This window comes from Nonomuraea sp. NPDC049784 (genome assembly GCF_040659615.1).
In the GTDB taxonomy this organism is placed as follows: Bacteria; Actinomycetota; Actinomycetes; order Streptosporangiales; family Streptosporangiaceae; genus Nonomuraea.
This window is the reverse complement of the sequence record NZ_JBFAMX010000099.1, coordinates 1-26777: the sequence shown is the minus strand read 5'-3', so window position 1 is coordinate 26777 and position 26777 is coordinate 1. Positions and strand designations below refer to the sequence as shown.

Sequence of the window (26777 nt, the reverse complement as noted above, 5' to 3'; positions counted from 1 at the left end):
CCGCGTGCTTGAGCGACGTGAGCGGCGAGGCGCCGGTGCCGCCGTCGTGCCCGGAGATGAGCACCACGTCGGCGTGGGCCTTGGACACGCCCGCCGCGACCGTGCCGACGCCGACCTCGGCCACGAGCTTGACGTGCACTCGGGACTCGGGGTTGGCGTTCTTCAGGTCGTGGATGAGCTGGGCCAGGTCCTCGATCGAGTAGATGTCGTGGTGCGGCGGCGGCGAGATGAGGCCGACGCCCGGCGTGGAGTGCCTGGTCTTGGCGATCCACGGGTAGACCTTGTGGCCGGGCAGCTGGCCGCCCTCGCCGGGCTTGGCGCCCTGGGCCATCTTGATCTGCAGGTCGGCCGCGTTCACCAGGTATTCGCTGGTGACGCCGAACCGGCCGCTGGCGACCTGCTTGATCGCGGACCTGCGGGTGGCGTCGTAGAGCCGCTCGGGGTCCTCGCCGCCCTCGCCGGTGTTGGACTTGCCGCCGAGCCGGTTCATCGCGATGGCGATCGTCTCGTGCGCCTCCATCGAGATGGAGCCGTACGACATCGCGCCGGTGGAGAACCGCTTGACGATGCTCTCGACGGGTTCGACCTCTTCGATCGGGATCGGGCTGCCCTCGCGCAGCTTGAACAGGCCGCGCAGGGTCATCAGCCGCTCCGACTGGGAGTCCACGAGGTTCGTGTACTCCTTGAAGATCTCGTAGCGGCGGGTCCTGGTGGCGTGCTGCAGCTTGAAGACGGTCTCGGGGTTGAACAGGTGAGGCTCGCCCTCGCGCCGCCACTGGTACTCGCCGCCGACCTGGAGCCTGCGGTGGGCGTTCTCCGCGCGCGGGTAGGCGTGGCGGTGCCGCTGCTCGACCTCCTTGGCCAGCACGTCGAACCCGACGCCGCCCAGACGCGAGGTGGTGCCGGTGAAGCAGGAGTCGATGACCTCCTGGCTCAGCCCGAGCGCCTCGAAGATCTGCGCGCCGGTGTAGGAGGCCACCGTGGACACGCCCATCTTGGACATGACCTTGATGACGCCCTTGCCGTACGCCTTGATCAGGTTACGCACGGCCTTGCGCTTGTCCATCTGGAGCGCGCCGGTGTCGACCAGGTCCTCGATGGTCTCGATCGCGAGGTACGGGTTGATCGCGCCCGCGCCGTACCCGATGAGCAGCGCCATGTGGTGGCACTCGCGGGCCTCGGCGGTCTCGATCACCAGACCGATCTTGGTGCGGGTCTTCTCCTGGATCAGGTGGTGGTGCACCGCACCGGTCAGCAGCAGCGACGGGATCGGCGCCAGCGTCTCGGACGAGCCGCGGTCCGACAGCACGATGATCCGCGCGCCGCCCGCGATCGCCTCGGACGCCTCGGCCTTGATCTCCTCCAGGCGGTGCAGCAGTGCCTCGCCGCCGCCGGCGACCTCGTACAGGCCACTGATGACGTACGGGTGGAAGCCCGGCAGGTCGTGCTCGTCGTTGATGTGGATGATCTTGGCGAGCTCGTCGTTGTCGAGCACCGGGTACGGCAGCACGAGCTGGCGGCACGACGACGGACCCGGGTTGAGGAGGTTGCCCTCGGGGCCGATGGTGCTGGCCAGCGAGGTGACCAGCTCTTCACGGATGGCGTCCAGCGGCGGGTTCGTGACCTGCGCGAACAGCTGCGTGAAGTAGTCGAACAGAAGCCGCGGCTTCTCGCTCAGCACGGCGACGGGCGTGTCGGTGCCCATGGAGCCGATCGGCTCCTGGCCGGCCTTGGCCATCGGCGACAGGATGATGCGCAGCTCTTCCTCGCTGTAGCCGAAGGTCTGCTGCCGCTTGACGAGCGCCTCGTGCGTGGGGATCTCCCGCTGCCGCGCGGGCAACTCCTCGAAGCGGACGAGCCCCGCGTGCAGCCAGTCGGCGTACGGCAGCTCGGCGGCCAGCTCGGCCTTGATCTCATCGTCCTCGATGATCTTGCCGCGGGCGGTGTCGATGAGGAACATGCGGCCCGGCTGGAGGCGGCCCTTCCTGACCACGTCCTCCGGCTTGAAGTCCAGCACGCCGGCCTCGGAGGCCAGCACGACCAGGCCGTCGGCGGTCACCCAGAAGCGACCCGGGCGCAGGCCGTTGCGGTCGAGCACGGCGCCGGCCAGAGTGCCGTCGGTGAACGTGATCGACGCGGGGCCGTCCCACGCCTCCATCATCGAGGAGTGGAACTCGTAGAAGGCCCGGCGCGCGGCGTCCATCTCGGTGTGGTTCTCCCACGCCTCCGGGATCATCATCAGCACGGCGTGGGGCAGGCTACGGCCGCCGATGTGCAGCAGCTCGAGGACCTCGTCGAAGCTCGCGGTGTCGCTGCCATCCGGGTCACAGATGGGGAAAAGTCGCGAAATTTCGCCCGGGATGTGGGCAGACTGCAGCATCGCCTCGCGGGCCCGCATCCAGTTACGGTTGCCCTTGACCGTGTTGATCTCGCCGTTGTGGGCGATGTAACGGTACGGGTGGGCCAGCGGCCAGCTCGGGAACGTGTTGGTGGAGAAGCGTGAGTGCACCAGCGCGATCGCCGTCTCGTAACGCTCGTCGCTCAGGTCGGGGAAGAACGGCTCGACCTGGTCGGGCGTGAGCATGCCCTTGTAGACGATCGTCCTGGCGGACAGCGAGGGGAAGTACACGTGGGCTTCGTGCTCGGCCCGCTTGCGCAGGCAGTACGCGAGCCTGTCGAGCTCCAGCCCCTCCCGGCCCTCAGGGTCCGAGACGAACAGCTGGGCGAAGTGCGGCATGACGGCCCTGGCACTCGGCCCGGGCAGCGCGCGGTCGACCGGCAGCTCGCGCCAGCCGAGCACGGTGAGACCTTCCTCGGCGGCGATCTCCTCGATCAGGCCCTTGGCGACGCTCCTGGCCTGCTCGTCGATCGGCAGGAAGGCGATACCGGTCGCGTACGCGCCGGCAGGTGGAAGCGCGAACGGCACACTCGCGCGATAGAACCCATCGGGGATCTGCGTCAGGATCCCGGCTCCGTCGCCGGTGTCCGGCTCGCTACCCTTGGCCCCCCGATGATCAAGATTGCACAGCGCCGTCAGCGCCTTGACCACGATCCCGTGCCCTCGGCGCCCGGCGACGTCGGCGACCATGGCGACACCGCAGGCATCATGCTCGTTGGCGGGGTGGTAGAGGCCCTGGGGCTCGGGGAACCCGAGGTGGGCAGCAGGCATTTAATCCCTCCCGTCGTCATCGTCTGTCTCGAACTGCTCTACAGGCGGGGACGACGTTGGCCCTGCTGCATATCGTGGGTAGAGATTACCGCACGCTGCCGGAATGGTGCCCAGCACGTCCGCATTGCGAACATTCGACCTCATCCCACCATCCGAACTCTCTATCCCAAACCCCGGACCCGGCCTCCAAAATTCCCGCTGGACAGCCACGTTTTCCGGCAGGAGGAACGACTCGCACTCGGTGCCCACCCACCCGCCACACACAACGGTCAGGCATCTCACTTGACACACCGCCGAGACCGCACGCCAGTTCCGCCTCGCTGATCCCTTCGGGATCGCTACTCACGCTTCAGCCTCATGGGCACCCCCTTTGCTCAAGCTCGCCCCAGCTCCCATCCGACCCTCAGGCGCCGGCCCGGCGAGGCGTCGTGTGGGGGCGATCGGCGCAACGCGGTCAGTGGCCAAGGCGCCCCACCACCCGAAGCGCGGAGGGCATCGACGTGCGGCCGGGATCAGCCGTCGAAGAGGCTCGATAGGGTTGCCCTCATGGAGCGTGACGGGGTGGAGCGCCTGCTTTGCGAGGCCGGGGCGGACAGCAGGCGGCTGAGGCACGCCCTGACCCTCCTGTGCGACGCCCAATGGTGGACGCTGGCGGACCTGGTCAGGGAGACCGCCACGTCGAGGCGTAGCATCGAGGCCCTGCTGCGCGAGCTTCCCCTGGAGCGGAGGGGCGACGCCTTCCGGGTCCCCCTCACCCACACCCCCGACTACCAGGACCTCATCGCCCTGGCCCCGCCGCCCGAGGACCCGGTGGCCCACCTGCTCCCCCACTACACGCACGAGCTGGACCGGCTGAAAGACCTCGTAGCCAGGGCCCCGCGCGCCCGCCACGTCCTCGACCACGTCTCGGCGACGCCCGAGACGATTCTGCGGCGGGCGCTGCTGCTGGGTGCCCGGTTCTGGCTGCCCGGCACGCGCCTCCTCTGTGTGGGCGACCACGACCTGACCTCCCTGGCGGTCAAGCTGGTCCACCCGGAGACCGACGTCACGGTGGTCGACATCGACGAGCGCATCCTGGCGTACATCGACGACCAGCAGCTGGGCGTCCGCACCCGGTGGGCCGACCTGCGCCTCGGCCTGCCCGCCTCCGCTCGTGACCACGACCTGGCGCTCACCGACCCGCCGTACACGCCGGAGGGCACGGGACTGTTCGTCGCGCGCGCCGCCGAGGCCGTGAAGGACAACGGCCGCGTCCTGCTCGCGTACGGCGCCAGCGAACGCACCCCGATGCTGGCATTGAAGGTGCAGCAGGCCCTGATGGACCTCAACCTCGCCTACGAAGCCATTTATCCCGACTTCAACCGATACTTCGGAGCAGAGGCCATCGGTTCCGCTGCCGACCTGTACATTCTCCGCCCCACCACCAAGACGCGCCCGGCCGTGACGTCCCGTCTAAGCCGTCAAACCACCGCCATCTACACACAGGGCCCACAGTCGGTCGAAAGCGCCCACAGCACGCCCACAGGGCCGGTGGAGGCCATTCAGGGCTTCGACCCCGACCTGCTGGTGGGCGACTGGCCCAAGGAGCTCACCCAGCCCCGGGCCCGGCTCTCGACCTGGCTTTCCAAGCCGTACGCCGCCGCCCCGGACCGCGTGGCCGTCGCCCTGCCGCCCGGCCTCGAAGCCGCCCTCCCGCGCCTGCTCCTGGCGACCCGCGCGTCCCACGTACGCGTCGTGGGGTCCGCCCTCCCGCCCCTGCCGGACGTGCTGTCCACCGTCTACAAGCTGAGCGCCGGAGGCGACGTCCTGGACGCCGTACGCCTGCCGCAGCCGGACGGCGAAGCGGCCTCGGTGCTGCGCAGGATCCTGGACAACGGACACGCCAAGCTGGCGAACACCTGGCGCGAGGCCCTCATCGCGGTGGCCCGCGCCCAGGACACGACCCTCACCAAGAACGAGGCCCGCGCCCTCATCGGCGAGGCGGCCCCATGGGCGGAGGGCCTGACCCCGCTGGAGGCCCCACTCCACCGCCTGTCCAGCCTCCCTGAGGCCGTCACCGCGACCGTCACGGCCCTGACGACGACCACCTGACCTCCGCCAACGACTGAGGCTGAGGCTATCGGTGTGACTCCTGTTGGTCTTGAGCTCAGGTCGCGGCGACGATACGGCCCTGGACCACTCGCCCGAGCCCGTCGAGCGCCACGAGGGCGGTGACCAGGTCCTGGTCGGACGCCGTCCCTCCAACCCAGCTCACGGTCACGTAGTGGCCCATCGCCCGCGCCTGGGCCCGGCTGCGGGCGGCCTCGAACACGACGTCCTGCCGTACGAACCCATCCTTGCGCAACGCCGACACCAGCGCGTCGGCCGCCCGCCCGTCGCTCATGTTGAAGATGACGAACTGGCCCGCCGCCGTGCTCCCCTTGTACGTGGCCTGGAGCGCCTGCGTGCAGCCCGTGGCGGAGGTGCCCCAGAGCACCTCGTCGCAGTCGGTGACCTGCCGCGTGGAGTCCAGGCGCATGGTGCCCAGGGTCTGGGTGGCCGAAGTGAAGACCTCTTTCGGGGTCAAGGGGCTGGCGTCGTTCTGGCGGCTGTCGATGGCGGCGTAGAAGGCGGAGGTGGGCTCAGCGCGGAAGCTGGCCGGCCTGGGGTCGTCGCGGCGCAGCCACAACCAGCCGCCCACGGCGATGACGGCCAGGCCGGCGACCACAGCGGGGATGACGACACGACGCGACATCAGCCGGCCACCCCCGTGACCGCCACCACGTCGAAGCACCTCGACGGACCGCCCCTGCTGGTCGTGACGACGTCACGGGGCATCGACCGAACACCGCCGGATCGAGGCAACGAGGCGGCAGGCACCAAGCGACAGACGGCATCGGAACGTGGCGTCGTGGGAGGCGTCAGGCGGTCGGCGCTGCGGCCTGAGCGACTCGGCCGGCAGCGGGCGACCGGAGCCGGGTCCGAGCGGCGCGACACGGCGACCTGGACCAGGCGGCGCGACACGGCGACCTGGACCAGGGGGCGTGACAAGGTGACCGAGGTCAGAGGACGTGATACGGCGACCGGGGCCAGGGGGCGTGACGTCAAGAGGATGGTCCTGTGATCGATACGACGCGGCGGTATACGGCCTTCTCCGCCCCGCGCAGCGCCAGCGTGAGCGAGACGTAGTCGTCCTTGGGGCCGGGCTCCGCGCCGTCGACCCTCCCGAGCCACACCAGGCCGACGTAGTGGCCGAGCGCGTAGCCGCCCGCCTCGGAGTAGCCGCCCGCGGGGAAGGCGGCCTTGGGGGATTCCAGGGATCGCGTCCACCCGCCCCGGTAGAGGGTCTTCAGCGACTCGACCAGGTCGGCGGCGGACTTGCCGTCTTTGAGGTTGAGTAACGTGTACTGGCCGACGTAGCGGCCGTCGGAGCTGGCGTAGAGGCCGCGGGCGGCCTGGGTGCATCCGGCGTCCGACGTCTGCTCGAGAAGGCTCGCACCCCACAGCGCCGCGGAGCAGTCGGTGTCGAGTTTCTTGGCGACGAGCTTGAGCTTGAGCTTCTTGGAGACGGAGAACTCGCTCTGGCCGAACACCTCTTTCTCGGTGAGCGCCCGCTTGTCCTTGGCCCGATCCGTGACGGGGTCGAACAACTTGGGCGAGCCCCAGCCCCTGAAGACGTGCGGCAGCGCCGTGTCGGGGCCGATCACGGCGGCGCTGGCCTGACGCTCCGGGGAGTAGGTGCCGAGTGACCTGACGGCGGCCACCAGCCCGCCCATGCCCGCCAGCGCCGCGACGACCGAGGCGATGATGACGAGGAGCCGTTGCTGCTTCGGCCGTAGCCCCCAGTCGGTGAGAAGGGGGAACTGCCAGTCAGAGCGTGGAGTACGCCGCCGCTTACGCGAGAACTCCCCCGACCGCCCGCCATCGACCTCGGCCGCGGACTCCCCACCGTCGGCGCCAACCCCCGCAGGGGCGGCCCCGTCCGCGGATCCTCGACCAGAGGTGCCACCGGCGGCATGGCCACCATTCGCCCTTTCGGCGGACCGCCGACCACGGGACCCGGCCGCCGAAGCGCCGCCTTCGGCCGAACCTCGACTATGAGCACCCGCAACCGAAGCGCCGCCATCGGCAGCTACCCGGCCGCCGTGGGCTCCCGCAGGCGCAGCGCCATCATCGGTGGGACCACGACCATGGGCCCCAGCGGCCGAAAAGCCTCCATCGGCCGGTCCTCGACCGTGCGCCCCGGGAGCCGAAGCGCCACTTTCCGTCGTCGAGTTGCCGCGATCGGCTTCGCCTGACGAGCGACCGCGACGCATGCGCGCCGCCCTCCGGCCACCGCGGGACCCCGACGAGCGCCCGCCGTCATCGGCACCTGCCACCGACCGGCCACCGTCGACACCAGCATCCGACCAGCCACCAGAGACGCGGCCACCGACCCCGCTTCCGTCGCCCGCCCGGGACCAGTCGCCACTTTCCACACCCGCCGACCGACCGCCATCAGCCGCAGGCCAGCCACCGCCGCCCCGGTCCGCACCACCCGTATCCGACCCGGACCAACCGCCACTCTCCACGCCCGCCGACCGACCACCATCGGCCACAGGCCAGCCGCCACCGGCCCGGCCGGCGCCACCCGCGCCCGACCCGGACCAGCCGGAGCCGTCAGTGCCCTGCGCGGACCAACCACCATCTGAACCGTGCCCGGACCAGCCGCCGGCGTCCGCACCACGTCCGGACCAGCCACCACCATCCGAAGCTGACCAGCCGCCGGTGTCGGTGCCTCGGGCGGGGCGAGCGTCGTCCGGTCCTGTGGGGCCGTCGGGGCCGGGCGTCTGGCGGCCGCCGCGCGGGCGCCCCCCGCCGTCCGTACCCGAGGAGGGTCTGCCGTGCGCCCCGGAGCCGCCTCGTCTGCGGGCCATCACACCCCCGCCGCGCCGATGAGGTTGCCGACACCGAACGTGACCGCAGCGGCGGCCCCGCCCACGGCGAGCTGCCGCAGCCCCGAGAACCACCAGCTGCGTGCCGTCACGGCCGAGACCAGCGCGCCCGCCGCGAACAGCGCCAGGCAGGACACCATAGCGGACACCGTCAGCTCCCGGGCTCCGAACAAGTACGGCAGCAGCGGCAGCACCGCACCCACGCTGAACGACAGGAACGACGCCACCGCGGCCACCATCGGCGAGGGCAGCTCGCCCGGGGCGACGCCCAGCTCGTTGCGGGCGTGGACCTCCAGCGCGCGGTCGGGGTTGCGGGAGATCTGCCTGGACACCTCGGCGGCCAGGTCAGGCGCCACGCCCTTGTCGACGAAGGTCTGCGCCAGCTCCGCCTGCTCGGCGTCAGGGTGACGGGCCAGCTCGCGCTGCTCCACGGCGATCTCGGCCTGGGCCAGCTCGCGCTGGCTGGCCACCGAGACGTATTCGCCGCCCGCCATGGACAGTGCGCCGGCGGCGAGCCCGGCGACGCCTCCGAGGGCGATGACCTTCGAGTTGGCCGTGCCGCCCGCGATACCCGCGATGAGCGCGAAGTTCGACACCAGGCCGTCCATCGCGCCGAACACCGAGGGCCGCAACCAGCCTCCGGTGACGTCGCGATGCTGGTGGTGGATCTCCGCGCGACTACTCATCGAGGGTTCTTCTCCTTCGTCACGACTTCGCCGTCAGAGTCGGAGGCTTCCTCCGGGTCCTCAGCCTCGGAGGCTTTCGGCTCAGAGGCATCCGTCTCCGAATCCTCCGTCGCTGAGGTCTCCGGGGCCTCCTTCTCAGGAGCAGCGTCCGTGCCCGAAGACTCGGCCTCGGAGACCTCCGACGCCGCGCCGTCCGGCGTGTCCTCCTCCGTTACCCGATCCTCCTCCGACCGGTCGGCGTCCGGCGCATCGGCCCCCGAATCGCCGTCCTCCGACGTCTCGGCCGTCGAGCCGGCCTGGTCGGCCGGCAGCACGATCTCCGCGCTGTCCCGCTTCCTGGCCAGCCAGAAGTACGCCAGCGCCGCCACGAACACCACGATCGACGTCCACTGGTTGAGCCGCAGCCCGAGGAACGTCACCGCGTGGTCCACGCCGCCGACCGGGTCGATGCGCAGCCCCTCGATCCAGAAGCGGCCCAGCGTGTAGCCCGCGACGTAGAGGGCGAAGAGCCGCCCGTGGTGCAGCGCGAAGCGCCGCCCCGCGAAGAGGAGCACGAAACCGAGCGCCACGTCCCACAGCGACTCGTACAGGAAGGTCGGGTGGTAAAGGACACCCGGCTCGCCACCGTGGTCGGCGTCGATCTCCAGGCCCCACGGCAGCGTGGTCGGCGAGCCGTACAGCTCCTGGTTGAACCAGTTTCCCCACCGGCCGATGGCCTGGGCGAAGGCGATGCCGGGCGCGACCGTGTCGGCGACGGCACCCATGGAGATGCCGCGCCGGCGCACGGCCCACCAGACGCCGAGCGCACCGAGTGAGATCGCGCCCCAGATGCCGAGGCCGCCCTCCCAGATGTACAGCGCCTGGATGGGCTCCTTGATCGCGCGGCTGCCGAAGTAGGTCTGCCAGTCGGTGATGACGTGATAGAGGCGGCCGCCGATCAGCCCGAAGATGACCGCGGGGACGGCGATGTCGACGATCGTCCCCTTCTGGCCACCGCGGGCGCGCCAGCGCCGCTCGCTCAGCCAGACGGCGACGATGACGCCGAGCACGATGCATAGCGCATAAGCCCGGATCGGGATTATTCCGAGATACCAGACCCCTTGGGAAGGGCTGGGAATCGAGGCAAGGGGCATGTCACGTGAGGGTAGCGGAAGAGAGCCTACTTAGCCGCCCCCGTAATCGCTTGGCGCAGTTGTTGCGGGCTGAAGAGTGCGGAATTGTCGATTTCCGTGCCGTTCAGTTTCACCGTCGGCGTATGGTTGAGCTTCTGCGCCTCGATGATCTTCTTGCTGAACGAGAGCTGCGCGTTGGCGTTCTTCTCCGTGGTGACGCACTGTTCGAAGCCCGGTGCGGTCACCCCCGCCTCCTTGCCCCAGTTCTTCAGCTGGTCGGGCGTGAAGCCCACCTCGGTCTCAGAGGGCTGGTTCTGGTAGAGCAGGTCGTGGAAGGCCATCCACTGCTTGCCGTCCGCGATGCACCGGGCGGCGCCGCCCGCGCGCACGGAGTTGGACTTGGTCGGCTCCTGCGAGAAGATCGTGATCGGATGGTAGACGACCTTGGCCTTGCCTTCCGCGGCGAGGTTCTTGAACGTCTGCCCGCTGACCCGTTCGAGCTCCTTGCAGGCCGGGCACTGGAAGTCCTCGAAGATGTCGACCACGGGCTTGGTGACGCCCTGCTTGGCCATCACGACCGACCCGTCGGGCTGCACGGTGATCGGCGCGAGGCCGCCTGCGGCCTGCTCCGATTGCGAACTGCTGGCCGCGTACCACCAGCCGAGCCCGACCGCCGCCACCGCGACCACCCCCGCGGTCACGTAAGTGGCGACCCGCCTGCGCTTGTCACGGACGCGTGCGGCGGCCTGCTGCTCCTTGATTTTTTCGCGTGCGGACTTGGCCCTGGTGCGCTCAGCTTTGTTCATCGTCGTACTCCCCCTCATTACGATTGTCGCCCCCCAGGCCCAGGGCTCCGTCGAGCGCGTAGCGGCCCGGCGGGAAACGCGTGATCCAGGCGCCGAGCAGCACGAGCCCGAAGTCGCGCAGGATGTCGAGCAGGTATGCCGGCTCCTGTCCCACCCCCAGCTGGCCGCCGCCGCCGAAGCAGCCGCAGTCGATCCGCAGGCCGTGCGTCCAGGCCCAGGCGATGCCGAACACGAACGCGAACATGAGCAGCCCGGCGATCACCGCGGCCACCCTCGTCAGCAGACCGACGACCAGCAGCAGGCCGACGACGATCTCCAGGATCGGCAGGGCGTAGCCCACCGTGACGGCGATCGACTCGGGCAGCAGTTGGTATGCCTTGACCGCCACGACCGAGTCGGCCGGGTTGCCGATCTTGAGCGCGCCCGCCGCGATCAGCACCCCGCCCAGGACCAGCCGGGCGACGGTCGTCACCCAGGGTATCGCTGAAAAGGCACTGCGTGACGATAGTGACGCGTCCACAGGTCATCTCCTCTTTCTCTGTGCCGGGATGGGCACAGTACCGGGATCCCATATGACCACGCGGCAGATAAGCACCGACTAAGCCCAGGTTCTTGCCGGAATTACTCAGCCAAGTTAATATTTACTCATGTTAGTAACGGTCACTGGCTCCGCCAGGCGGGCGCAGATCGTGACCGCGACCATCGCGACGATCGCCGAGCTCGGCTACCAGCAGGCGTCGTTCGCCCGGATCGCCGAGCGCGCCGGGCTCAGCAGCACGCGCCTGATCTCGTACCACTTCGACGGCAAGGACGAGCTGATCGGCCAGGCCATCGCCACGATCTACGGGGAGCTGTCGGCGTTCATGAGTGAGCGGGTGGGCGCACAGCGCACGCCCGGCGCGGCGCTGGAGACGTACATCCGCTCGCTGGTGGAGTACATCAGCGAGCACCGCGCGGAGATGCGCGCGGCCATGGAGATCTTCCTCAACTTCCATCCGCAGGGCGGCTCGTCGGCGCAGGAGGCGGCCACCGACCTGTCGGTGCTGGCCCACGTCGAGCGGCTGCTGGCCTGGGGGCAGGAGACCGGAGAGTTCGGCGCGTTCAACGTACGGGTGACCGCCATGGCGATCCAGCGGGCGCTCGACGGGCTGCCGTTCCTGCTGGAGGCCGACCCGGACGCCGATCTGGCCGAGTACGCCGACGAACTGTCGGGGCTGTTCGCCCGCGCGGTCAAGGCATGAGCACGCGGCTCAGGGGCCTGCTCACCCTGGCGGTGGACATCGGGCTCCCCATCGGTCTCTATTACGTGCTGCGCGCCTTAGGCACCGGCTACCACACCGCGCTGCTGATCAGCTCGCTCATCCCGGGCGTGAGCGTCGTCTCCGACCTCGTACGCCGCCGCAGGCCCGACCGCCTGGGCCTGTACATGACGGCCATGATGCTGAGCAGCGCCCTGATCTCCCTGCTCGTCCACGACACGCGGTTCCTGCTGGCCAAGGACGGCTGGTTCATGGCGGTGGCGGGCGTGTGGTTCCTGGCCGGCGCGCGCGGCGAGCGGCCGCTGGCGTTCGTGCTCACCCGCTTCGTGCTCGAGGGCCGGGTCGGGCCGAACCGCGAGTCGTGGGACGTGCTGTGGGAGCGGCTGCCCGCCTTCCGCAGGATCTGGCGGGTGGTCACCGTCATCTACGGCACGGGCCTGCTGGTGGACGCCGTGGTGCGGGTCGTCATGGCCTACACGCTGCCGGTGGACGTCGTCCCCGGGCTCAGCGGCGTGCAGTACGGCGTCTGGCTGGCGCTGATACAGGTCGCCATCAACGTCTACCTGGTGCCCTCCGGCCTCTACAACCGCTACTCCAAGCTCTACGCCGGGCTTCGTGACGAGCTCAGCCGCACCTGAACCTGGCCTCACCCCAATCCGCGTGGTCGTTGCCGTTCCCGTCGCCGCCGTCCCCGGCCACGAGGTCCACGTACCGGGCGCCGGACAGGTGGGCACTCAGCTCGTACGCCGCGTCGGCGGCCCTCAGCACCGGGCTGCGCGCCTTCTCCACGCCGTCGGCCACCACGCTGAACTGCACCGAGCCCCGCGTGGCCTGCACGTCGTCAACCCCGACGAACGCCGTGAACCCCGTACACGCTCCCCTCAGGTAGAAACGGACTTTGGCCGGCGCATGCGTGCCGAGTCCCTTGGCGAACGTCCGCCCGCCGATCACGATCGGCCCGCCGTCGGCCTCGCCGGTGTCGCCGTTGGACCGGTCGCGCTCGACCGGTCCCCAGCCGTTGTCGGCGCTGACCCACTGCAGGTCGCTGGCGTAGGCGTCCCCGGCGGGCGGCGGGGGCAGCGTGCGCGCGGTGGCGGAGGCGGTGAGCCGCTTCGCCGCCCCTCCAGCGGTGTAGGTCGCGGTGGCCGTGAGCTCGTAGGCGCCGTAGGCGGCGTCCGAGGGTGGGGTGACCTGCCAGGTGGTGGTCAGCTTCCCGCCGGGCTCGACGGTGCCGGTCCCGTCACCGCTGACCGCCCACCCGTCCGGTACGCCCAGCGCCACGCGAACATCCCCGGCCGCCACGTCCTCGAGGTTCGTGAACGTGGTGACGACCTCGCCGGCCGCCCCCTGCTCGAAAACGGCGGCGGGCGCCACGTCCAGCGACCCGCACGCCGGCGCGTCCGGCGCCGGGCCGAGGTCGGTCACGGAGAAGTCGTCGAGGATGAAGTCGGCCCCGGCCTGCTCGGCCTTGAGCGAGCGCAGCCCGACCCACACGTCACCGCACCCGCCTGCCACGCGCTCGGTGAACGTGGCCGTGGCGCGCCGCTCCGGGATCGGGGTGCGCCGCGTCTCGACGCTGGAGCCTCCCTTGTCGTAGCCGGTCACCCACTGGTACGTGTCCGCCTGCGCGCTCTGGTAGCGGAACGACACCTCGTACGCGTGCCCCGGCTCGAACCGCGCCGTCCACGGCAGCGTGCGGTAGATGAGACCCTGCCGCTCCTCGTGCGCCTTCAGCGACCAGTTCCCGTCCAGCACGTCGTCGACCGCCTTGCCGTTCCACCCGGCCTGCGTGTACGGCTCGTGCCGCTCCGACAAGTGCGTGCGCGCGTCGAACGACCCGCCCGCGTCGCCCTTCACGAACGGTCCCCAGCCGGGCTCGACCGACTCGAACGTCTCCACCTCGCCCGCCGGCTCCCGCTGGAACAGCCGCACGTCGTCCACCCGCACGTCCCCGTCGGCGGCGGTGGCCGTGATCCGCAGCGTCGCCGACCCGCCCGGCGCGGTGAACGTCACCTTGGCCCGCTGGAAGAAGGTGTCGTGCTTCTCATCGGAGGCGATGTAGTTCCTGGCCGTGGAGCGGCTGACGGTCACCGAGCGCCCGGCGACCTCCAGGGTGGTCTCGCGGGTCTTGCCCGGTTCGACCTCGACGAATGCGGAGGCGGTGTACGTACGGCCCGGCTCCAGTCCCCTCAGCCGCTGCTCGAGCCGCGCCCGCGCCCCGCCGCCGAGCAGCGCCACCCGGTGGCCCAGGTCGTTCTTCTGGACGCTCACCGGGCCCGAGATGGTCCACCCGCCGAGCCGGTCGCCGTTGAAGCCGGGATCGCGCACGCCGCTGCCCTGCCCCCAGCCCGGATCGGCCTGCTCGGGCGCCCTGCCGGGGTAGAGCACGTACGGCACGCCCGCCTCCGCCCGTAACGTGATCTTCCCGTCGACCGGTGTGACTGTGCCCGCCTTGACGCGGCCCTGGTCGGTGAGCTCGTAGACGGTCATCGTCCGGTCGGCGTCCCAGGTCGTGGCCCCGCCTGCGGGGTTGTAGTGGTAGTACTTGCCCTGCCACGGCAGCAGGTACGCGGACCCGTCGAGCACCTTGCGCCCGCCGGCGAACAGCTCGCGTTCGCCGTTCCGGTACGTGCCGCGCACGCCGCCGGTGAAGACGATCTCGTCCGCGTTCCAATCCATGATCTTGTAGTGCTGCAGGAACTTGGCCGGCAGGTTGTGCTCCCAGATGTTGCGGTAGAAGGCCGCGAAGTCGTTCTTCGCCTGCCAGCCCTCGAACTCGACGATGCGGGCGTTGCCGAGGATCGGGTGGGCGTTCCAGACGTCCTTCTCGTCGTTGCGGATGAACCGGATGATCTGCGAGTTCAGCCCCTTGTTGGTGGCCCCGCCGTAGTTGAGGTCGTTGGCCCAGTGCGACCACAGGGACGACCGTTCCAGCTTGTCCGACCACTCGGTGGTCACCTGCCAGCCCTGCTTGCGCAGCTCGGCCAGCGTGCGGTCGGCGACCCAGCCGTGCGGCCTGAACACGTCCACGTACAGGACCGCGAGGTTCCTGTCGGTCTCCGCGCGCAGTTGCTCGAACCGCCGGGCGAGGGTGCCCCTGGTCAGGTCGCCGCGCTGGTCGATCAGGTACGCCTGGTCGAGCCAGTTCCAGCCCTTGGTGTCCTTGTTGACGAGCTGCTCGCTGAAGCTCCTGGCCTCGGGGTAGGACTCGGTGGCGTTGACGTGCACGCCGAACGTGGCGTTCCAGCCCTTCCCGGCCTTGACCAGCGTGTTCAGGTCTTTCAAGCCACCGGCGCGCCGGTTGTAGTTGCCGCCGTAGTCGGGGTGGGCCGAGTCGTGGCCCTCCGACTGGTAGCCCTTGAGCAGCGCGAGCTGGCCGAGGCCGTCGGTGGCCAGCGAGATGCGCTTGACGTCGTCGAGCGTGCGCAGGAACGGGTGCGTGGCCTGGCTGGAGAAGTTGAACGGGATGTGCGTGACCACGCGGTCCCTGGTCCGCTCGGCGCCGGGCGGTTCGACGGCGATGTCCCTGAACGCCACCGCGCCGTCCTGCCAGTCGAGCGACCCGTCACCGTTGGCGTCCGGGGTGACCACGACCTTGGCCCAGGGCGGCTCCTCGGTGAACGGCGAACCGGTCGCGCGGTGCGTCCACTGCCCGCTCCACACGCCCACGGTGACCGTGCCGCCGGCGTCCTTCCTGGCCTGGTGCCAGAACCTGGCCGCGTCCTTGTCGGTGACGCCGGAGGGGCGGTCGTAGGTGGAGTTCGACTCGACCGCCGCGGCCAGCCGGTCGGTGTTCACGATCGCGTACGTCGCCCCGACCGGCCCCGTGTCGGGTGCGGTGTCCGCCGTGACCTGGGCGAAGACGTCGGCGGTACGGGTCGAGTTCGGGTCCAGCCGGGTGAACGCGGTCGCCGCCCCCGGCTGCGCGCTCGACACCGACACCAGATCGTGGCCCGGCAGGTCGATCGTGTTGACGCGGAACGCCTCGGTGTCGGCCACCGAGTCGATCCTGAACGTCGTCACCCGGCCACGGACCCCGATGCTGGCTCCCAGGAAGACGCCCTCGATGCCGGGGAAGGACAGCCGGTAGCGCGCGATCGCACCGTCGTTCCCGGTCAGCGTCACGGCGGCGGTACGCGCCTGGCCGTTGAGCACGACGGCGGGCACGCCCGCGCTGCCGCCGAGAAAAGCGCCGCCGGCCCGGTCGACGTAACGCAGGACGCGCGGGAAACCGGGGTCCAGCTCCACGCTGAGCGCGGACGACGAGATCGTGATCGGGTTCGCCACGTCCGCGGGCCTCGGCGGCACGTTCTGCGCCGTGGGGCTGGGCGGGGGCGCTCCGGTCGGAGACGGCTCAGGGGACGACAACGCGTAGGTGGGTGCGGGCGTGGGGTCGGCGTGCGCCGGGGCGGTCATGCTCGCGGCGGTGAGTGTGAGGGCTGCCGCGAAGATGACGGGACTGGGACGCATAGGTGTCCTTTCGGGTCATGCGTCACATCGCTCGGGGACCCGATCATCACCCGCGCCGGACCGCACGCCAAGGACCTAAGCGCCAGAACCTTGCACTAACCACCAAATTTCGTCATATGGCCGGTAAAGTCCCGTACGCCTTATCGGCGTACGCCCTGGGCCATGTCCCTGGCCAGCTCGGCGATGGAGACCCGGCCCGCGGCCTCGTCGGGCGCGTCGAGGAGGCGCCGGATGAACGCCGACCCCACGATCACACCGTCGGCGTAGGCCGCCACCTCGGCCGCCTGCGCTCCCGTGCCGACCCCCAGGCCCACGCACACCGGCAGGTCAGTGTGCGCACGGGTGCGCTGGACCAGGCCCTCGGCGGCGGAGTTGACCGTCTCCCTGGCACCTGTGACGCCCATCAGCGAGGCCGCGTACACGAAGCCCGTGCAGCAGTCGACGACGGCCTTGATGCGCTCCTCCGTCGAGCTGGGCGCCACCAGGAACACCGTGTCGATGCCCGCGCCCGCCGAGGCGGCCCGCCACGGCTCCGACTCCTCCGGCGTCAGGTCGGGCGTGATCGTGCCCACGCCGCCGGCGTTGGCCAGGTCGCGGGCGAACCGCTCGGCGCCGTACCTGTCGATCGGGTTCCAGTACGTCATGACGAGCGTGGCGGCGCCGGTGGCGGCGACGCCCTCGACCGTGCGCAGCACGTCGGCGATGCGCGTGCCGTGGGTCAGCGACCTGTGCACCGCGTCCTGGATCGTCGGCCCGTCCATGAGCGGGTCGGAGTAGGGCAGGCCGATCTCGATGACGTCGCAGCCGGCTTCCACCAGGGCCGCGGCGGCGGCGACGTCGCCGCCCTTGGAGGGGAAGCCCGCGGGCAGGTAGCCGACGAGCGCGGCCCGGTTGTCCGCCTTCGCCTTGGCGAAAACCGTCTGAAGAGTCGTCATGTCTGTCCGTTTCGAAGGTCGAGTCTCACCATGGTGCCCTGCCGTACCCCTACCCCTGAACCAGCGTCTTGGGAGGATGCGCGGCGGGCGGCCCGGCGCAGGCCGTCGGCGGTTAGAGGTTGAAGTACTTCATGGCCGTGCCCATGTCCTTGTCGCCGCGCCCCGAGAGGTTGACCAGGATGGTCGCCTCGGGGCCGAGCTCGCGGCCCAGCTCCAGCGCGCCCGCCAGGGCGTGGGAGGACTCGATGGCCGGGATGATGCCCTCGGTCCTGGCCAGCAGCGAGAACGCGGCCATCGCCTCGTCGTCGGTGACGCCGTGGTAGGTGGCGCGGCCGGAGTCCTTCAGCCAGGCGTGCTCGGGGCCGACGCCCGGGTAGTCGAGCCCGGCCGAGATCGAGTGGGACTCGATGGTCTGGCCCTCGTCGTCCTGCAGCACGTAGGTGCGCGAGCCGTGCAGCACGCCGACCGAGCCAGAGGTGAGCGTCAGCGCGTGCTCGCCGCTCTCCAGGCCGCGCCCGGCGGCCTCGTAGCCGTGCAGCTGCACACCCTCGTCGCCGATGAAGGCGTGGAAGATGCCGATCGCGTTGCTGCCGCCGCCGACCGCCGCGCACACCGCGTCGGGCAGCCTGCCGGTCAGCTCCAGCATCTGGCGGCGGGCCTCGACGCCGATGATGCGGGCGAAGTCGCGCACGATCTCGGGGAACGGGTGGGGCCCCGCGACCGTGCCGAACAGGTAATGGGTGGTGTCGACGTTGGTCACCCAGTCGCGGAACGCCTCGTTGATGGCGTCCTTCAGCGTCTGGGAGCCGTTGGTCACCGGCACCACCTTGGCGCCGAGCAGCTTCATCCTGGCGACGTTGAGGGCCTGGCGCTCGCAGTCGACCGCGCCCATGTAGATCACGCACTCGAGGCCGAGCAGGGCGGCCGCGGTGGCCGTGGCCACGCCGTGCTGGCCCGCGCCGGTCTCGGCGATCACGCGCTTCTTGCCCAGCCGCTTGGTCAGCAGCGCCTGGCCCAGCACGTTGTTGATCTTGTGGGCGCCGGTGTGGGTGAGGTCCTCGCGCTTGAGCACGATCCGTGCGCCACCGGCCTGCTCGCTGAAGCGGGGCACGTCGGTCAGCGTGGTCGGCCGCCCCGCGTACGTGCGCAGCAGGTGATCGAACTCGCGCAGGAACTGCGCGTCGTTCTTGGCCTTCTCGTAGACCGCGGCCACCTCGTCGAGCGCAGGGATGAGCGCCTCGGGGACGAACCGGCCGCCGAAGATGCCGAACTTGCCGTGCACGTCGGGGTCGTCGCCGTGTGCGCCGTTGCCCGCCAGGTCTGCGGCGGTCAGGATGCTGCCTTCGTGTGCCATTGCTATCCCTCTGCTGAGTGGTCGGGACGCGTCGATGGATGGGCGCCCGCGGTCACCAGCGCCTCCACTGCCTTGCGCGGGTCCTTGCCGGTGACCAGGCTCTCTCCCACGAGGACGGCGTCGGCGCCGGCCCTGGCGTAGGCGAGCAGGTCATGCGGGCCCCGCACGCCCGACTCGGCGATCTTGATCACGTTGTCGGGGATCTTCGGCGCCAGCTTCGTGAAGACCTCGCGGTCGACCTCGAGTGTCTTCAGATTGCGCGCGTTGATCCCGATGACCCGGGCGCCGGCGGCGATCGCCCGCTCGAGCTCCTCGTCGGTGTGCACCTCGACCAGCGGGGTGAGCCCGATCGACTCGGCCCGCTCGATCAGCGACACCAGCGCCTCCTGCTCCAGGCAGACGACCATCAGCAGCGCCAGGTCGGCTCCGTGGGCCCTGGCCTCCCAGAGCTGGTAGGAGGTCAGGATGAAGTCTTTACGCAAGATCGGGATGTCGACCCGGGCGCGGACCGCCGCCAGGTCGTCGAGGCTGCCGCCGAACTTGCGCCGCTCGGTCAGCACACTGATGACGTGAGCGCCACCCTCTTCGTAGTCGGCCGCCAGCGCCGCGGGGTCGGCGATCGCGGCTAGCGCGCCCTTGGACGGGCTCGACCGCTTCACCTCTGCGATCACCGAGATCCTGTCACCCCCGAGCGCGGCCATCGCGTCCCTGGGAGCCTGCGCCCGCTCGGCCCGCCGCTTGAGATCGTCAATGGACACGGCCTCCTGACGGGCGGCGAGGTCGGCGCGCACCCCGTCGAGGATGTCGTCGAGGACACTCGGCCCTTCCATCCGCTCACTCACGCGATTGGGGTCCCTCCGGTCGACAGTGGGGGCGGCGGAGAGTTCGCGTCGCGTCCGCTCTCTGCCTTGTCCTGCGATGGTATCGGCCCGTGTGGGGTCACCTCACCACAGGCCCCCGAAGTGGGGAGGACCTAGGGAGCGAGGAACGCCCCGAACGGCAGGTTTCGGACGACCCAGTAGACCATGATGAGGGCGATGAAGGCCCACAGCCACGCCGGATGGGCGAGCGTGGTGCGTCTCGGCCGGCCCTGCCAGGCGCGTACGACCCATCTCCCCCACCAGAACAGCAGGAGCGGGATCATGGCCACGGCGAGGGGGTTCATCCCGAGCGCGGTGACGGGGTCGAGGTGGGCCAGCGCGTGGATGGTGCGCAACGTGCCGCAGCCCGGGCAGTAGAGGCCGGTGATCCACAGGAACGGGCAGGTCGGGTAGTGGCCGGGCTGGTTGGGATCCACCACGCCGACGAACGCGAACACGGCGCCCGTCGCGCCCGCAACACCGAGCGGCGCGAGCAGACCCTTGAGGCGAGCCGTGCCGCGTCGCTCGGTGGTTGCGATGGTCATGTTCCCAGTATCCGCCTTCCGGCTCAGTAGGTCGTGGTCGGGACGCTGGACGCCAGGATGACGAACACCACGACGTAGAAGATGATCAGCAGCACCCACCAGATGATGCCGGCGATCAGGCTCCGCTTCCACCAGGTCTTCGCCTCTTCGGACGCCTGCACGGCTCCCTGGTAGTCGCCCATCTGCCACTTCGAGTTGACCTGCGACGACTTGACGATCGACACGATGCCCAGCGGAAGGCAGCAGAACAGGGTGGTGATGATGGCCCAGACCAGATGGTTGTCCGGCGGGGTCCCCCCAGCCGGGGGCTGCTGACCGTAGCCGCCGCCGTAACCGCCGCCGCTGGGCGGCTGCTGGCCATAGCCGCCACCGCTCGGGGGCTGCTGCCCGTAACCACCACCGTAGCCACCACCGCTGGGGGGCTGCTCGCCATAGCCGCCACCGGCGGGCGGCTGCTGGCCGTAACCACCACCACCGCTCGGGGGCTGCTGGCCGTAGCCGCCACCGTAGCCACCGCCGCTCGGGGGCTGCTGCCCGTAGCCGCCGCCCGGCGGCTGGGCGCCGTAACCGCCGTCGCCCTGGTTGCCGTAACTCATACTAATGACCCCTCATGTCGTCATCTTCGTGGTGAGTTGCGCGCGGCAGCCTAGCGAGGATGCATCCCCTACGAGGAAAAACGTCCATTTTGCGGACAATTCGTAATCGGACCGCAAGCGGCTCGTCACGGTCCGGCTACGCAAACTGCAGGTGAAGCGCTCAGTAGTCCGTGGACGACGTGGCGGCGGCGCTGAGCCCGATGAGGGACAGCAGCATCCCGCCGAAGATGATCCACCCCAGCACCCAGAGCACGACGGTGATGTACGACGTGACCAGGCCGCCGACGGCCATGCCCGAGCCCTCCTCGCCGGTCTTCTTGATCCGGTTGAGCGCGATGTGGCCGAGGATCACGCCGGGGATGCTGGTGAGGCCGCAGAAGATCAGGCCGACGATGCCCAGGACCAGCGAGGCCACCGCCATGCCGTTGGTCGACTTGGCCGGCTGGGGCGGCGCGCCGTACTGACCGTAGCCCTGCTGGCCGTAGCCCTGCTGGCCGTAGCCCTGCTGGGCGTAGCCGCCGTAGCTCGGGGGCTGCTGGCCGTACCCGCCACCACTGGGAGGCTGCTGACCGTAGCCGAGCGGCTGCTCCTGCGGATAGCTGGGCGGCTGCTCGCCGTAGCCCCCCTGGCCGTATCCGCCGCCGCTCGGGGGCTGCTGGCCGTACCCGCCTCCGTAGCTGGGCGGCTGCTGGCCGTAACCTCCGCCTCCGCTCGGAGGCTGCTGGCCATAGCCGCCACCCCCGTTGGGGGGCTGCTGGCCGTATCCGCCGCCCGGCGGCTGCGCGCCGTAGCCGCCGCTACCGCCCTGATCCCCGTAGCTCATGCGCTTGGCTCCTCAAATGTTCGTGGCGAGTTGCAACGGCAGGTTACTGAGAAAACGTTTGCCAAGGAGACACAGGTTCAAAACAGTAAAGAAATCGTCATAGCGCATGGCACCCACCTCGGGGCCACCGGGAGCAGCGGGCCTCAGCGGGGTCTGTGCCTGCAGGTCTCAGCTGGGGTCTGTGGGGTCGTCACCGCGATCGAGCGCGTCCCAGAGCGCCCTGTCGTCCTTGGCCTGGACTCGGGCCTTGCCGGCGGTCCTGTCGTAGCGTGCCGACATCCCCGCCCACTTGCCACCGCGTACGACGGCGACGATCCCACCGGCGATCATCAGGACCGCGCCGACGGCGGCGACGGCCGGCCAGAGCGGCGTGATCTCCCAGGGGAGGCCGGCGGCGCCGCGCAGCACGTTGCGTTCGCGCAGCAAGGCGGTCACGGTGTCGCCGCTCAGCGCCGTCCACGTCCCGGCCGCCGCGCCCGCCCCGCACAGGGCGATCAGCGCACCGACGACACGCCGCCCCGCGCCCTTGGTGGCCAGCACGGCCACGATCCCGGCCAGCCCGGCCAGCGCCACGGGCGTCAGCACGGGGCTGAGCTCCCCGCCGGTGGGCGCGCCCACGCCTCCCGCTTCCAGGAGCCGCACCCAGGTGCGGCTCGCGGCGAACAGCACGAGCACGCACCCCAGGGCGGTCGCCCCCACCCAGCCCCACAGCTCTCTGTGCCCCATCTGGCCCTGCTAACCGAGCGCGATCTCGAGCTGGTCGGCGTCGAAGCACGTGCGGTCTCCGGTGTGGCACGCGCCGTCGACCTGGTCGACCTTGACCAGGACGGCGTCGCCGTCGCAGTCGAGCGCGACGGACTTGACGTGCTGGACGTGGCCGGAGGTGTCGCCCTTCACCCAGAGCTGGTCGCGGCTCCGGGACCAGTAGGTGGCCCTGCCGGTGGTGAGCGTCCGATGCAGCGCCTCGTCGTTCATCCAGGCCAGCATGAGCACCTCGCCGGTGTCGTGCTGCTGGACGATCGCGGCGACGAGGCCGTCGGGGTTTCGCTTCAACCGCGCGGCTACCTTGGGATCGAGGGACATGCCTCCATTCAACCAGCCCACCCCGACGCCCCGGCCCGGCGCCCTTGGTCGCCATGGGCGTGCGGCCCGCGCGGCGGTCGACCGTGGACGACGATGGCCCTCCCGCGGAAGCGGGATCTCACGGTGTCCGGACCCCCAAAGCGCTCCGGGCGGCGCCCTCGACCCACATGGGCGATGAGGCCGCCGCCACCCCCACGGGCACCCCATCCCGTGCGGGCGTGCCGCCACACGACGGATTGCCGTATGGGACGGTGCCCAGCCCCCCGAGGCGCTCCGGCCACGCGGGAGGCGGGGTCAGGTCAGGGCCTGGGAGAGGGTGTCGTAGATCGGGAACAGCGGCGCCAGGTTCGTACGGCGGAGCCGCCGGAGCACCTGGCCGTCCGGGGCCACCAGGGCCATCGTGCCGTTGCGCTCGCGCAACGTGGCCAGCAGGCGCACCAGCACCCCGAGGCCCGTCGTGTCGATGAAGGTCAGCCCCGTCAGGTCGACCACCAGCCGAGGCCTGGGCGCCGACGCCGCCTCGTCGAGGCACTCCCGGACCTGCGACACGTTGTCCACGTCCACCTCGCCCGCCAGGCTGACCACCACGAGATCGCCGTGCTGACGTCGCGTCATCCGCAGGATATCCACGCCCATGCTCCTCATGACCTCTCCTGTGGGCGGCCCCGCCGAAAAGGTACACCTGTCCGCGGCTCGTCACGGTAGGTTTTGCAGAGAATGCGCTACGTGATGACGCCGGACGGAGTAGCTTCGGGGGCGCGACGCGTGCAGGGAGGACTCCAACGTGGTGCAGGGCTCCGTCCTCGATCCCGACCTGGGGGATCACGTGTGCCTGCCGTTCGAGGGCGGGCGCGACCGGATGGCGGCCACGGGGGAGTTCACGGTGAACGGCCTGCGCCGCCGTACCAAAGTGATGATCATCACCCATGCCGACAGCCCCGAGCGGACTCGCGGATGGCTGGCGCCGCTCGTGCCGGGGTTCGCCGACGCCGAGTCGGCCGGGCAGGTCGAGATCCTGGCCTGCGCCGACACCCACTTCACCGATGGCTACCTCGACCCGGACCGGGTGCTGAAGAGGCTGATCGACGCCAAGGACCGGGCGCGCAAGCACGGCCAGCACGGCGTGTACGCCCTGGTCGACGCGTCATGGGGGGTGCGCGACGCGGCCGGGCAGGCGGCGTTCGAGGCGGCGGCCAACGAGCTGTTCGGCGAGCGGTGGCTGGCGGCCGTCTGCCAGTACGACCGCAACCTGTTCCCCCGCGAGGCCATCGATCGCGCCACGTCCGTGCATCCGATCGCCCCCGAGCAGGCGCTGCTGCGCTTCGCCAACGAACCGTGCGGGCTGCGGGTCTGGGGCGACGTCGACCTGACCAACAGGCCGGCGTTCGCGTCGCTGCTGGGGCGGCTGGAGAAGGAGCCGGCGGAGGTCGTGATCGACGCCTCCGGCCTCGCCTTCATCGACGCCGGCTCGGCGCAGCTGCTGACCGTCACGGCCATGGCCAGGCCCCGGGGGTCCACCGTGGTCGTCTGCGGCGACTCCATGGCCAGGGTGCTCCGGCTGATCAGGGCGGATCAGTTCATCACCGTTCGCCGGGTGGGCGATGCGTAGACAGGTGCTGTGCGCGAGCTTCGCGCGCGGGCGCATCACGCTCCTTCGCAAGGCGGTCGCCGAGCACGCCGCCTACGAGGGGCTGAGTGGGCGGCGCCTGGAGGACTTCGTGCTCGCGGTCAACGAGATCACCACCAACGCGGTCGTCCACGGCGGGGGGTACGGGCGGCTGCGGCTGTGGTCGCACGGCGGGCGGTTGTGGTGCGAGGTGACCGACGAGGGGCCCGGTCTGCCGGCGGGGTGGATGGGCGACACGCGGCCGCCCACGGGGTTCGAGTTCCGCGGTCGGGGGTTGTGGTTGACGCGGATGTTGTGCGAGCACGTCACGATCGTGTCCGGGCCCAGGGGCACGACCGTGACGTTCGCCGCCGTGAATCACTGATCAGGAATGGGCGGCCGAGACCCACGACGCGTGCAGGTCGGCGTACACCCCCGGATCCTTGACCAGCTCGGCGTGCGGCCCGCGCTGCACCAGGCGGCCCGCGTCGAAGACCAGGACCTCGTCGGCGTTCTCCGCGGTCGACAGGCGGTGCGCGATCGAGATGGCCGTACGGCCCCGCGTGACGCCCTCCAGCGCCCGCGCGAGCCGTACCTCCGTCGCCGGGTCCACCGCCGAGGTGGCCTCGTCGAGCAGGAGCAGATCGGGGTCGGCGAGGTAGGCGCGCGCCAGCGCGACGAGCTGCCGCTCGCCGGCCGACAGCGACTCGCCGCGCTGGCCCACGGGCGTGTCCAGGCCCGCGGGCAGGCCCTCCAGCCAGTCGGTCAGGCCCAGCTCGGTCATCGCGAGCTCGATCTCCTCGGTGGTGGCCGACGGCTTGCCGTAGCGGACGTTCTCCTCCAGCGTCCCGTCGAACAGGAAGCCGTCCTGCGGCACCATGACGATCCGCTCGCGCAGGGAGGAGAAGCGGATGTCACGCAGGTCGCTGCCGTCCACCGTGACCCGTCCCGAGACCGGGTCCATGAGGCGGGTCAGGAGCTTGGCGAACGTGGTCTTGCCCGACCCCGTCTCCCCCACCACGGCGACCCGGGAGCGCGGCGGGATCTCCAGCGTGAGCTCATGCAGCACGGGCGCGCCGCCGGGATAGGAGAAGTGCACGTCGTCGAAGGCGACCGAGATGGGGCCGCGGGGCAGCTCCACGCCCTCGTGGCCGGGGTCGGCCACGTCGGCCGGGGTGTCGAGGACGCCGAGGATGCGGCGCCAGCCGGCGACGGCGTTCTGCGCCTCGTTCAGCACCTCGGTGGCCGTCTGCAGCGGCGAGACGAAGAGGGTGACCAGGAACAGGAACGCCACCAGCTGCCCCTGCGTGATGTCCCCCGACAGGCCGAGCCGCACGCCGAGCAGCACGATCCCGGCGATGGCGACGGCGGCCACGATCTCGGTCAGCGGGAAGACGAAGCCGACGATGGTCTGCGCCCTGGTCTGGGCGCTCCTGTTGGCGTTCACGGCCTTGTCGATGCGCTCGGCGGTGCGGCGCTCGGAGGCGTACGCCCTGATGACGGCGGCCCCGACGACGGACTCGCTGACGGCCGCCAGCATGTCGCCGGTGCGCTCGCGCACGATCGTGTACGCCCGTGACAACAGCTTCTGGAAGCGCGGCAGGGCGATCATCAGCGGGACGAAGCAGGCCCATACGAGCAGCGTGAGCTGCCAGGAGTAGACGAACATCAGGACGGTGGCCACGAAGAGCTGGCCGAACGCCACGATGATCATCAGGCCGCCCCACTGCATGAAGTTGCTGATCTGGTCGATGTCGTTGGTGACACGCGAGACCAGGGCGCCGCGCCGCTCGGTGTTCTGGGTGAGCACCGACAGGTCGTGCACGTGGCGGAAGCCGCGCACGCGCAGGGTCGCGAGCGACGACTCCGTCGCCTTGTAGAGGCGGACGTTCATGATGTACGCGGCCAGCGCCGTGAGCAGCACCGCCACCGCGCACACCAGCACGGCCGTGGTGATGTAGGGAATGTCCGGAGAGCCTCCCTTGAGGCCCGTGTCGATCGTCTGCTGGACCGCGATCGGCACGATGATCTTGCCAGTGGTCGCGACGACGGCCAGCGCCAGCGTCCCCGCCAGCCCTTTGCGGAACTCGGGGGTGAGCGCGAGCCCCTGCCGGATCGTGGCCAGCGCGGAACGTTCAGAATTGCCCTGGATGCTCTGCGCCGTCATGCGCTGACCTCTTTCTCTTCCACCTCGATGGCCGCACGCTCGGCCTCCTCGCGCTCGTAAGCGGTCACCAGGTTGCGGTAGCCGGCGCAGCGCTCGAGCAGCTCCTCGTGTGTCCCGCGGTCCACGACACGGCCGTGGTCCAGGTAGACGACCTCGTCCGCCAGGGCGATCGTGGCCATCCGGTAGGCGACGACCACGACGGTCGACGCCTCGGCCGCGTCCCGCAGCCCGTACAGGATCTTGGCCTCGACCTGCGGGTCCACACTGGAGGTGGCGTCGTCGAGGATGAGCAGGCGCGGCCGGCGCACGACGGCGCGGGCCAGCGCGAGCCGCTGGCGCTGGCCGCCGGACAGCGACGCGCCGCGCTCGCCGACCCGGGTGCCGAGCCCGTCG

26 protein-coding genes are annotated in these 26777 nt (G+C 70.5%); 6 read left to right on the top strand and 20 right to left on the bottom strand.

Features of this window, described 5'->3' with window-relative positions:
* The coding region (gene gltB / locus AB0J09_RS21785; protein ID WP_360693779.1) for a glutamate synthase large subunit at nucleotides 1–3169 on the bottom strand (3169 nt) is incomplete at its 3' end.
* 546 nt (nucleotides 3170–3715) lie between these two features.
* Between gltB and AB0J09_RS21780 the strand changes: the two genes are divergently transcribed.
* The gene (locus AB0J09_RS21780) at nucleotides 3716–5260 is read left to right on the top strand and encodes a bis-aminopropyl spermidine synthase family protein (protein ID WP_360693776.1); all 1545 of its coding nucleotides are present in this window, start codon (nucleotides 3716–3718) and stop codon (nucleotides 5258–5260) included.
* Nucleotides 5261–5315: 55 nt separating this feature from the next.
* On the opposite strand, the gene AB0J09_RS21775 is transcribed toward AB0J09_RS21780, so the two are convergent.
* Nucleotides 5316–5903, bottom strand: a complete 588-nt coding sequence (locus AB0J09_RS21775) for a hypothetical protein (RefSeq protein ID WP_360693773.1) — start codon at nucleotides 5901–5903, stop codon at nucleotides 5316–5318.
* A gap of 156 nt (nucleotides 5904–6059) precedes the next feature.
* Between AB0J09_RS21775 and AB0J09_RS21770 the strand changes: the two genes are divergently transcribed.
* On the top strand, nucleotides 6060–6272 hold the full coding sequence (locus AB0J09_RS21770) for a hypothetical protein (RefSeq protein ID WP_360693770.1): 213 nt from the start codon (nucleotides 6060–6062) through the stop codon (nucleotides 6270–6272).
* On the opposite strand, the gene AB0J09_RS21765 is transcribed toward AB0J09_RS21770, so the two are convergent.
* The 6 genes from AB0J09_RS21765 to AB0J09_RS21740 all read right to left on the bottom strand — a co-directional run bounded on the left by AB0J09_RS21765 (nucleotide 6253) and on the right by AB0J09_RS21740 (nucleotide 11158).
* Nucleotides 6253–6924, bottom strand: coding sequence for a hypothetical protein (locus AB0J09_RS21765; RefSeq protein ID WP_360693767.1), 672 nt, complete (start codon nucleotides 6922–6924; stop codon nucleotides 6253–6255). The genes AB0J09_RS21770 and AB0J09_RS21765 overlap by 20 nt on opposite strands.
* Before the next feature lie 356 nt (nucleotides 6925–7280).
* Entirely contained in the window at nucleotides 7281–7409 is a 129-nt protein-coding gene (locus tag AB0J09_RS21760) for a hypothetical protein (protein WP_360693764.1), read from the bottom strand.
* A gap of 654 nt (nucleotides 7410–8063) precedes the next feature.
* Nucleotides 8064–8768 (bottom strand): VIT1/CCC1 transporter family protein, encoded by a 705-nt coding sequence (locus AB0J09_RS21755; RefSeq protein ID WP_360693761.1) that lies wholly within the window; start codon nucleotides 8766–8768, stop codon nucleotides 8064–8066.
* Nucleotides 8765–9901: a prolipoprotein diacylglyceryl transferase gene (gene lgt / locus AB0J09_RS21750; RefSeq protein WP_360693758.1), complete on the bottom strand. Its 1137-nt coding sequence runs from the start codon at nucleotides 9899–9901 to the stop codon at nucleotides 8765–8767. Before lgt ends, AB0J09_RS21755 begins: the two co-directional genes overlap by 4 nt.
* Before the next feature lie 26 nt (nucleotides 9902–9927).
* On the bottom strand, nucleotides 9928–10686 hold the full coding sequence (locus AB0J09_RS21745) for a thioredoxin domain-containing protein (protein WP_360693755.1): 759 nt from the start codon (nucleotides 10684–10686) through the stop codon (nucleotides 9928–9930).
* Nucleotides 10673–11158: a MauE/DoxX family redox-associated membrane protein gene (locus AB0J09_RS21740; protein WP_360693752.1), complete on the bottom strand. Its 486-nt coding sequence runs from the start codon at nucleotides 11156–11158 to the stop codon at nucleotides 10673–10675. Before AB0J09_RS21740 ends, AB0J09_RS21745 begins: the two co-directional genes overlap by 14 nt.
* A gap of 175 nt (nucleotides 11159–11333) precedes the next feature.
* Between AB0J09_RS21740 and AB0J09_RS21735 the strand changes: the two genes are divergently transcribed.
* On the top strand, nucleotides 11334–11927 hold the full coding sequence (locus tag AB0J09_RS21735) for a TetR/AcrR family transcriptional regulator (RefSeq protein ID WP_360693749.1): 594 nt from the start codon (nucleotides 11334–11336) through the stop codon (nucleotides 11925–11927).
* Nucleotides 11924–12583 carry a VC0807 family protein gene (locus tag AB0J09_RS21730; RefSeq protein ID WP_360693746.1) on the top strand — a complete coding sequence of 220 codons (660 nt, stop codon included), beginning with the start codon at nucleotides 11924–11926 and terminating at the stop codon, nucleotides 12581–12583. The genes AB0J09_RS21735 and AB0J09_RS21730 overlap by 4 nt, the downstream gene beginning before the upstream one ends.
* Here the strand turns inward: AB0J09_RS21730 and AB0J09_RS21725 are convergent.
* From AB0J09_RS21725 to AB0J09_RS21680, 10 genes are all read right to left on the bottom strand, one after another.
* Nucleotides 12570–16415: an endo-alpha-N-acetylgalactosaminidase family protein gene (locus AB0J09_RS21725; protein WP_360693743.1), complete on the bottom strand. Its 3846-nt coding sequence runs from the start codon at nucleotides 16413–16415 to the stop codon at nucleotides 12570–12572. The two genes, AB0J09_RS21730 and AB0J09_RS21725, sit on opposite strands and share 14 nt — an antisense overlap.
* A gap of 140 nt (nucleotides 16416–16555) precedes the next feature.
* Nucleotides 16556–17350 carry a tryptophan synthase subunit alpha gene (gene trpA / locus AB0J09_RS21720; protein WP_360693740.1) on the bottom strand — a complete coding sequence of 265 codons (795 nt, stop codon included), beginning with the start codon at nucleotides 17348–17350 and terminating at the stop codon, nucleotides 16556–16558.
* A 112-nt stretch (nucleotides 17351–17462) separates the two neighbouring features.
* On the bottom strand, nucleotides 17463–18704 hold the full coding sequence (trpB, locus tag AB0J09_RS21715; protein WP_360693737.1) for a tryptophan synthase subunit beta: 1242 nt from the start codon (nucleotides 18702–18704) through the stop codon (nucleotides 17463–17465).
* Nucleotides 18705–18706: 2 nt separating this feature from the next.
* Nucleotides 18707–19534, bottom strand: coding sequence for an indole-3-glycerol phosphate synthase TrpC (trpC, locus tag AB0J09_RS21710; RefSeq protein ID WP_360693782.1), 828 nt, complete (start codon nucleotides 19532–19534; stop codon nucleotides 18707–18709).
* A gap of 143 nt (nucleotides 19535–19677) precedes the next feature.
* Entirely contained in the window at nucleotides 19678–20109 is a 432-nt protein-coding gene (locus tag AB0J09_RS21705) for a DUF2752 domain-containing protein (protein WP_360693735.1), read from the bottom strand.
* A gap of 23 nt (nucleotides 20110–20132) precedes the next feature.
* Nucleotides 20133–20705: a CD225/dispanin family protein gene (locus tag AB0J09_RS21700; protein ID WP_360693732.1), complete on the bottom strand. Its 573-nt coding sequence runs from the start codon at nucleotides 20703–20705 to the stop codon at nucleotides 20133–20135.
* Nucleotides 20706–20865: 160 nt separating this feature from the next.
* On the bottom strand, nucleotides 20866–21528 hold the full coding sequence (locus AB0J09_RS21695) for a DUF4190 domain-containing protein (protein ID WP_360693729.1): 663 nt from the start codon (nucleotides 21526–21528) through the stop codon (nucleotides 20866–20868).
* Nucleotides 21529–21696: 168 nt separating this feature from the next.
* Nucleotides 21697–22254 carry a Trp biosynthesis-associated membrane protein gene (locus AB0J09_RS21690; RefSeq protein WP_360693726.1) on the bottom strand — a complete coding sequence of 186 codons (558 nt, stop codon included), beginning with the start codon at nucleotides 22252–22254 and terminating at the stop codon, nucleotides 21697–21699.
* Between the two features lie 9 nt (nucleotides 22255–22263).
* On the bottom strand, nucleotides 22264–22611 hold the full coding sequence (hisI, locus tag AB0J09_RS21685; protein ID WP_360693723.1) for a phosphoribosyl-AMP cyclohydrolase: 348 nt from the start codon (nucleotides 22609–22611) through the stop codon (nucleotides 22264–22266).
* A 294-nt stretch (nucleotides 22612–22905) separates the two neighbouring features.
* Entirely contained in the window at nucleotides 22906–23241 is a 336-nt protein-coding gene (locus AB0J09_RS21680) for an STAS domain-containing protein (RefSeq protein ID WP_360693720.1), read from the bottom strand.
* A 154-nt stretch (nucleotides 23242–23395) separates the two neighbouring features.
* On the opposite strand from AB0J09_RS21680, the gene AB0J09_RS21675 reads away from it, so the two are divergent.
* Nucleotides 23396–24220 carry an MEDS domain-containing protein gene (locus AB0J09_RS21675; RefSeq protein WP_360693717.1) on the top strand — a complete coding sequence of 275 codons (825 nt, stop codon included), beginning with the start codon at nucleotides 23396–23398 and terminating at the stop codon, nucleotides 24218–24220.
* The gene (locus AB0J09_RS21670) at nucleotides 24213–24602 is read left to right on the top strand and encodes an ATP-binding protein (RefSeq protein WP_360693714.1); all 390 of its coding nucleotides are present in this window, start codon (nucleotides 24213–24215) and stop codon (nucleotides 24600–24602) included. Before AB0J09_RS21675 ends, AB0J09_RS21670 begins: the two co-directional genes overlap by 8 nt.
* Here AB0J09_RS21670 and AB0J09_RS21665 read toward each other — a convergent pair whose 3' ends face one another.
* Together AB0J09_RS21665 and AB0J09_RS21660 are read right to left on the bottom strand one after the other, a co-directional pair.
* Nucleotides 24603–26384, bottom strand: a complete 1782-nt coding sequence (locus AB0J09_RS21665; RefSeq protein ID WP_360693711.1) for an ABC transporter ATP-binding protein — start codon at nucleotides 26382–26384, stop codon at nucleotides 24603–24605.
* A partial coding sequence (locus tag AB0J09_RS21660) for an ATP-binding cassette domain-containing protein (protein WP_360693708.1) occupies nucleotides 26381–26777 on the bottom strand: 397 nt, incomplete at its 5' end. The genes AB0J09_RS21660 and AB0J09_RS21665, both read right to left, overlap by 4 nt.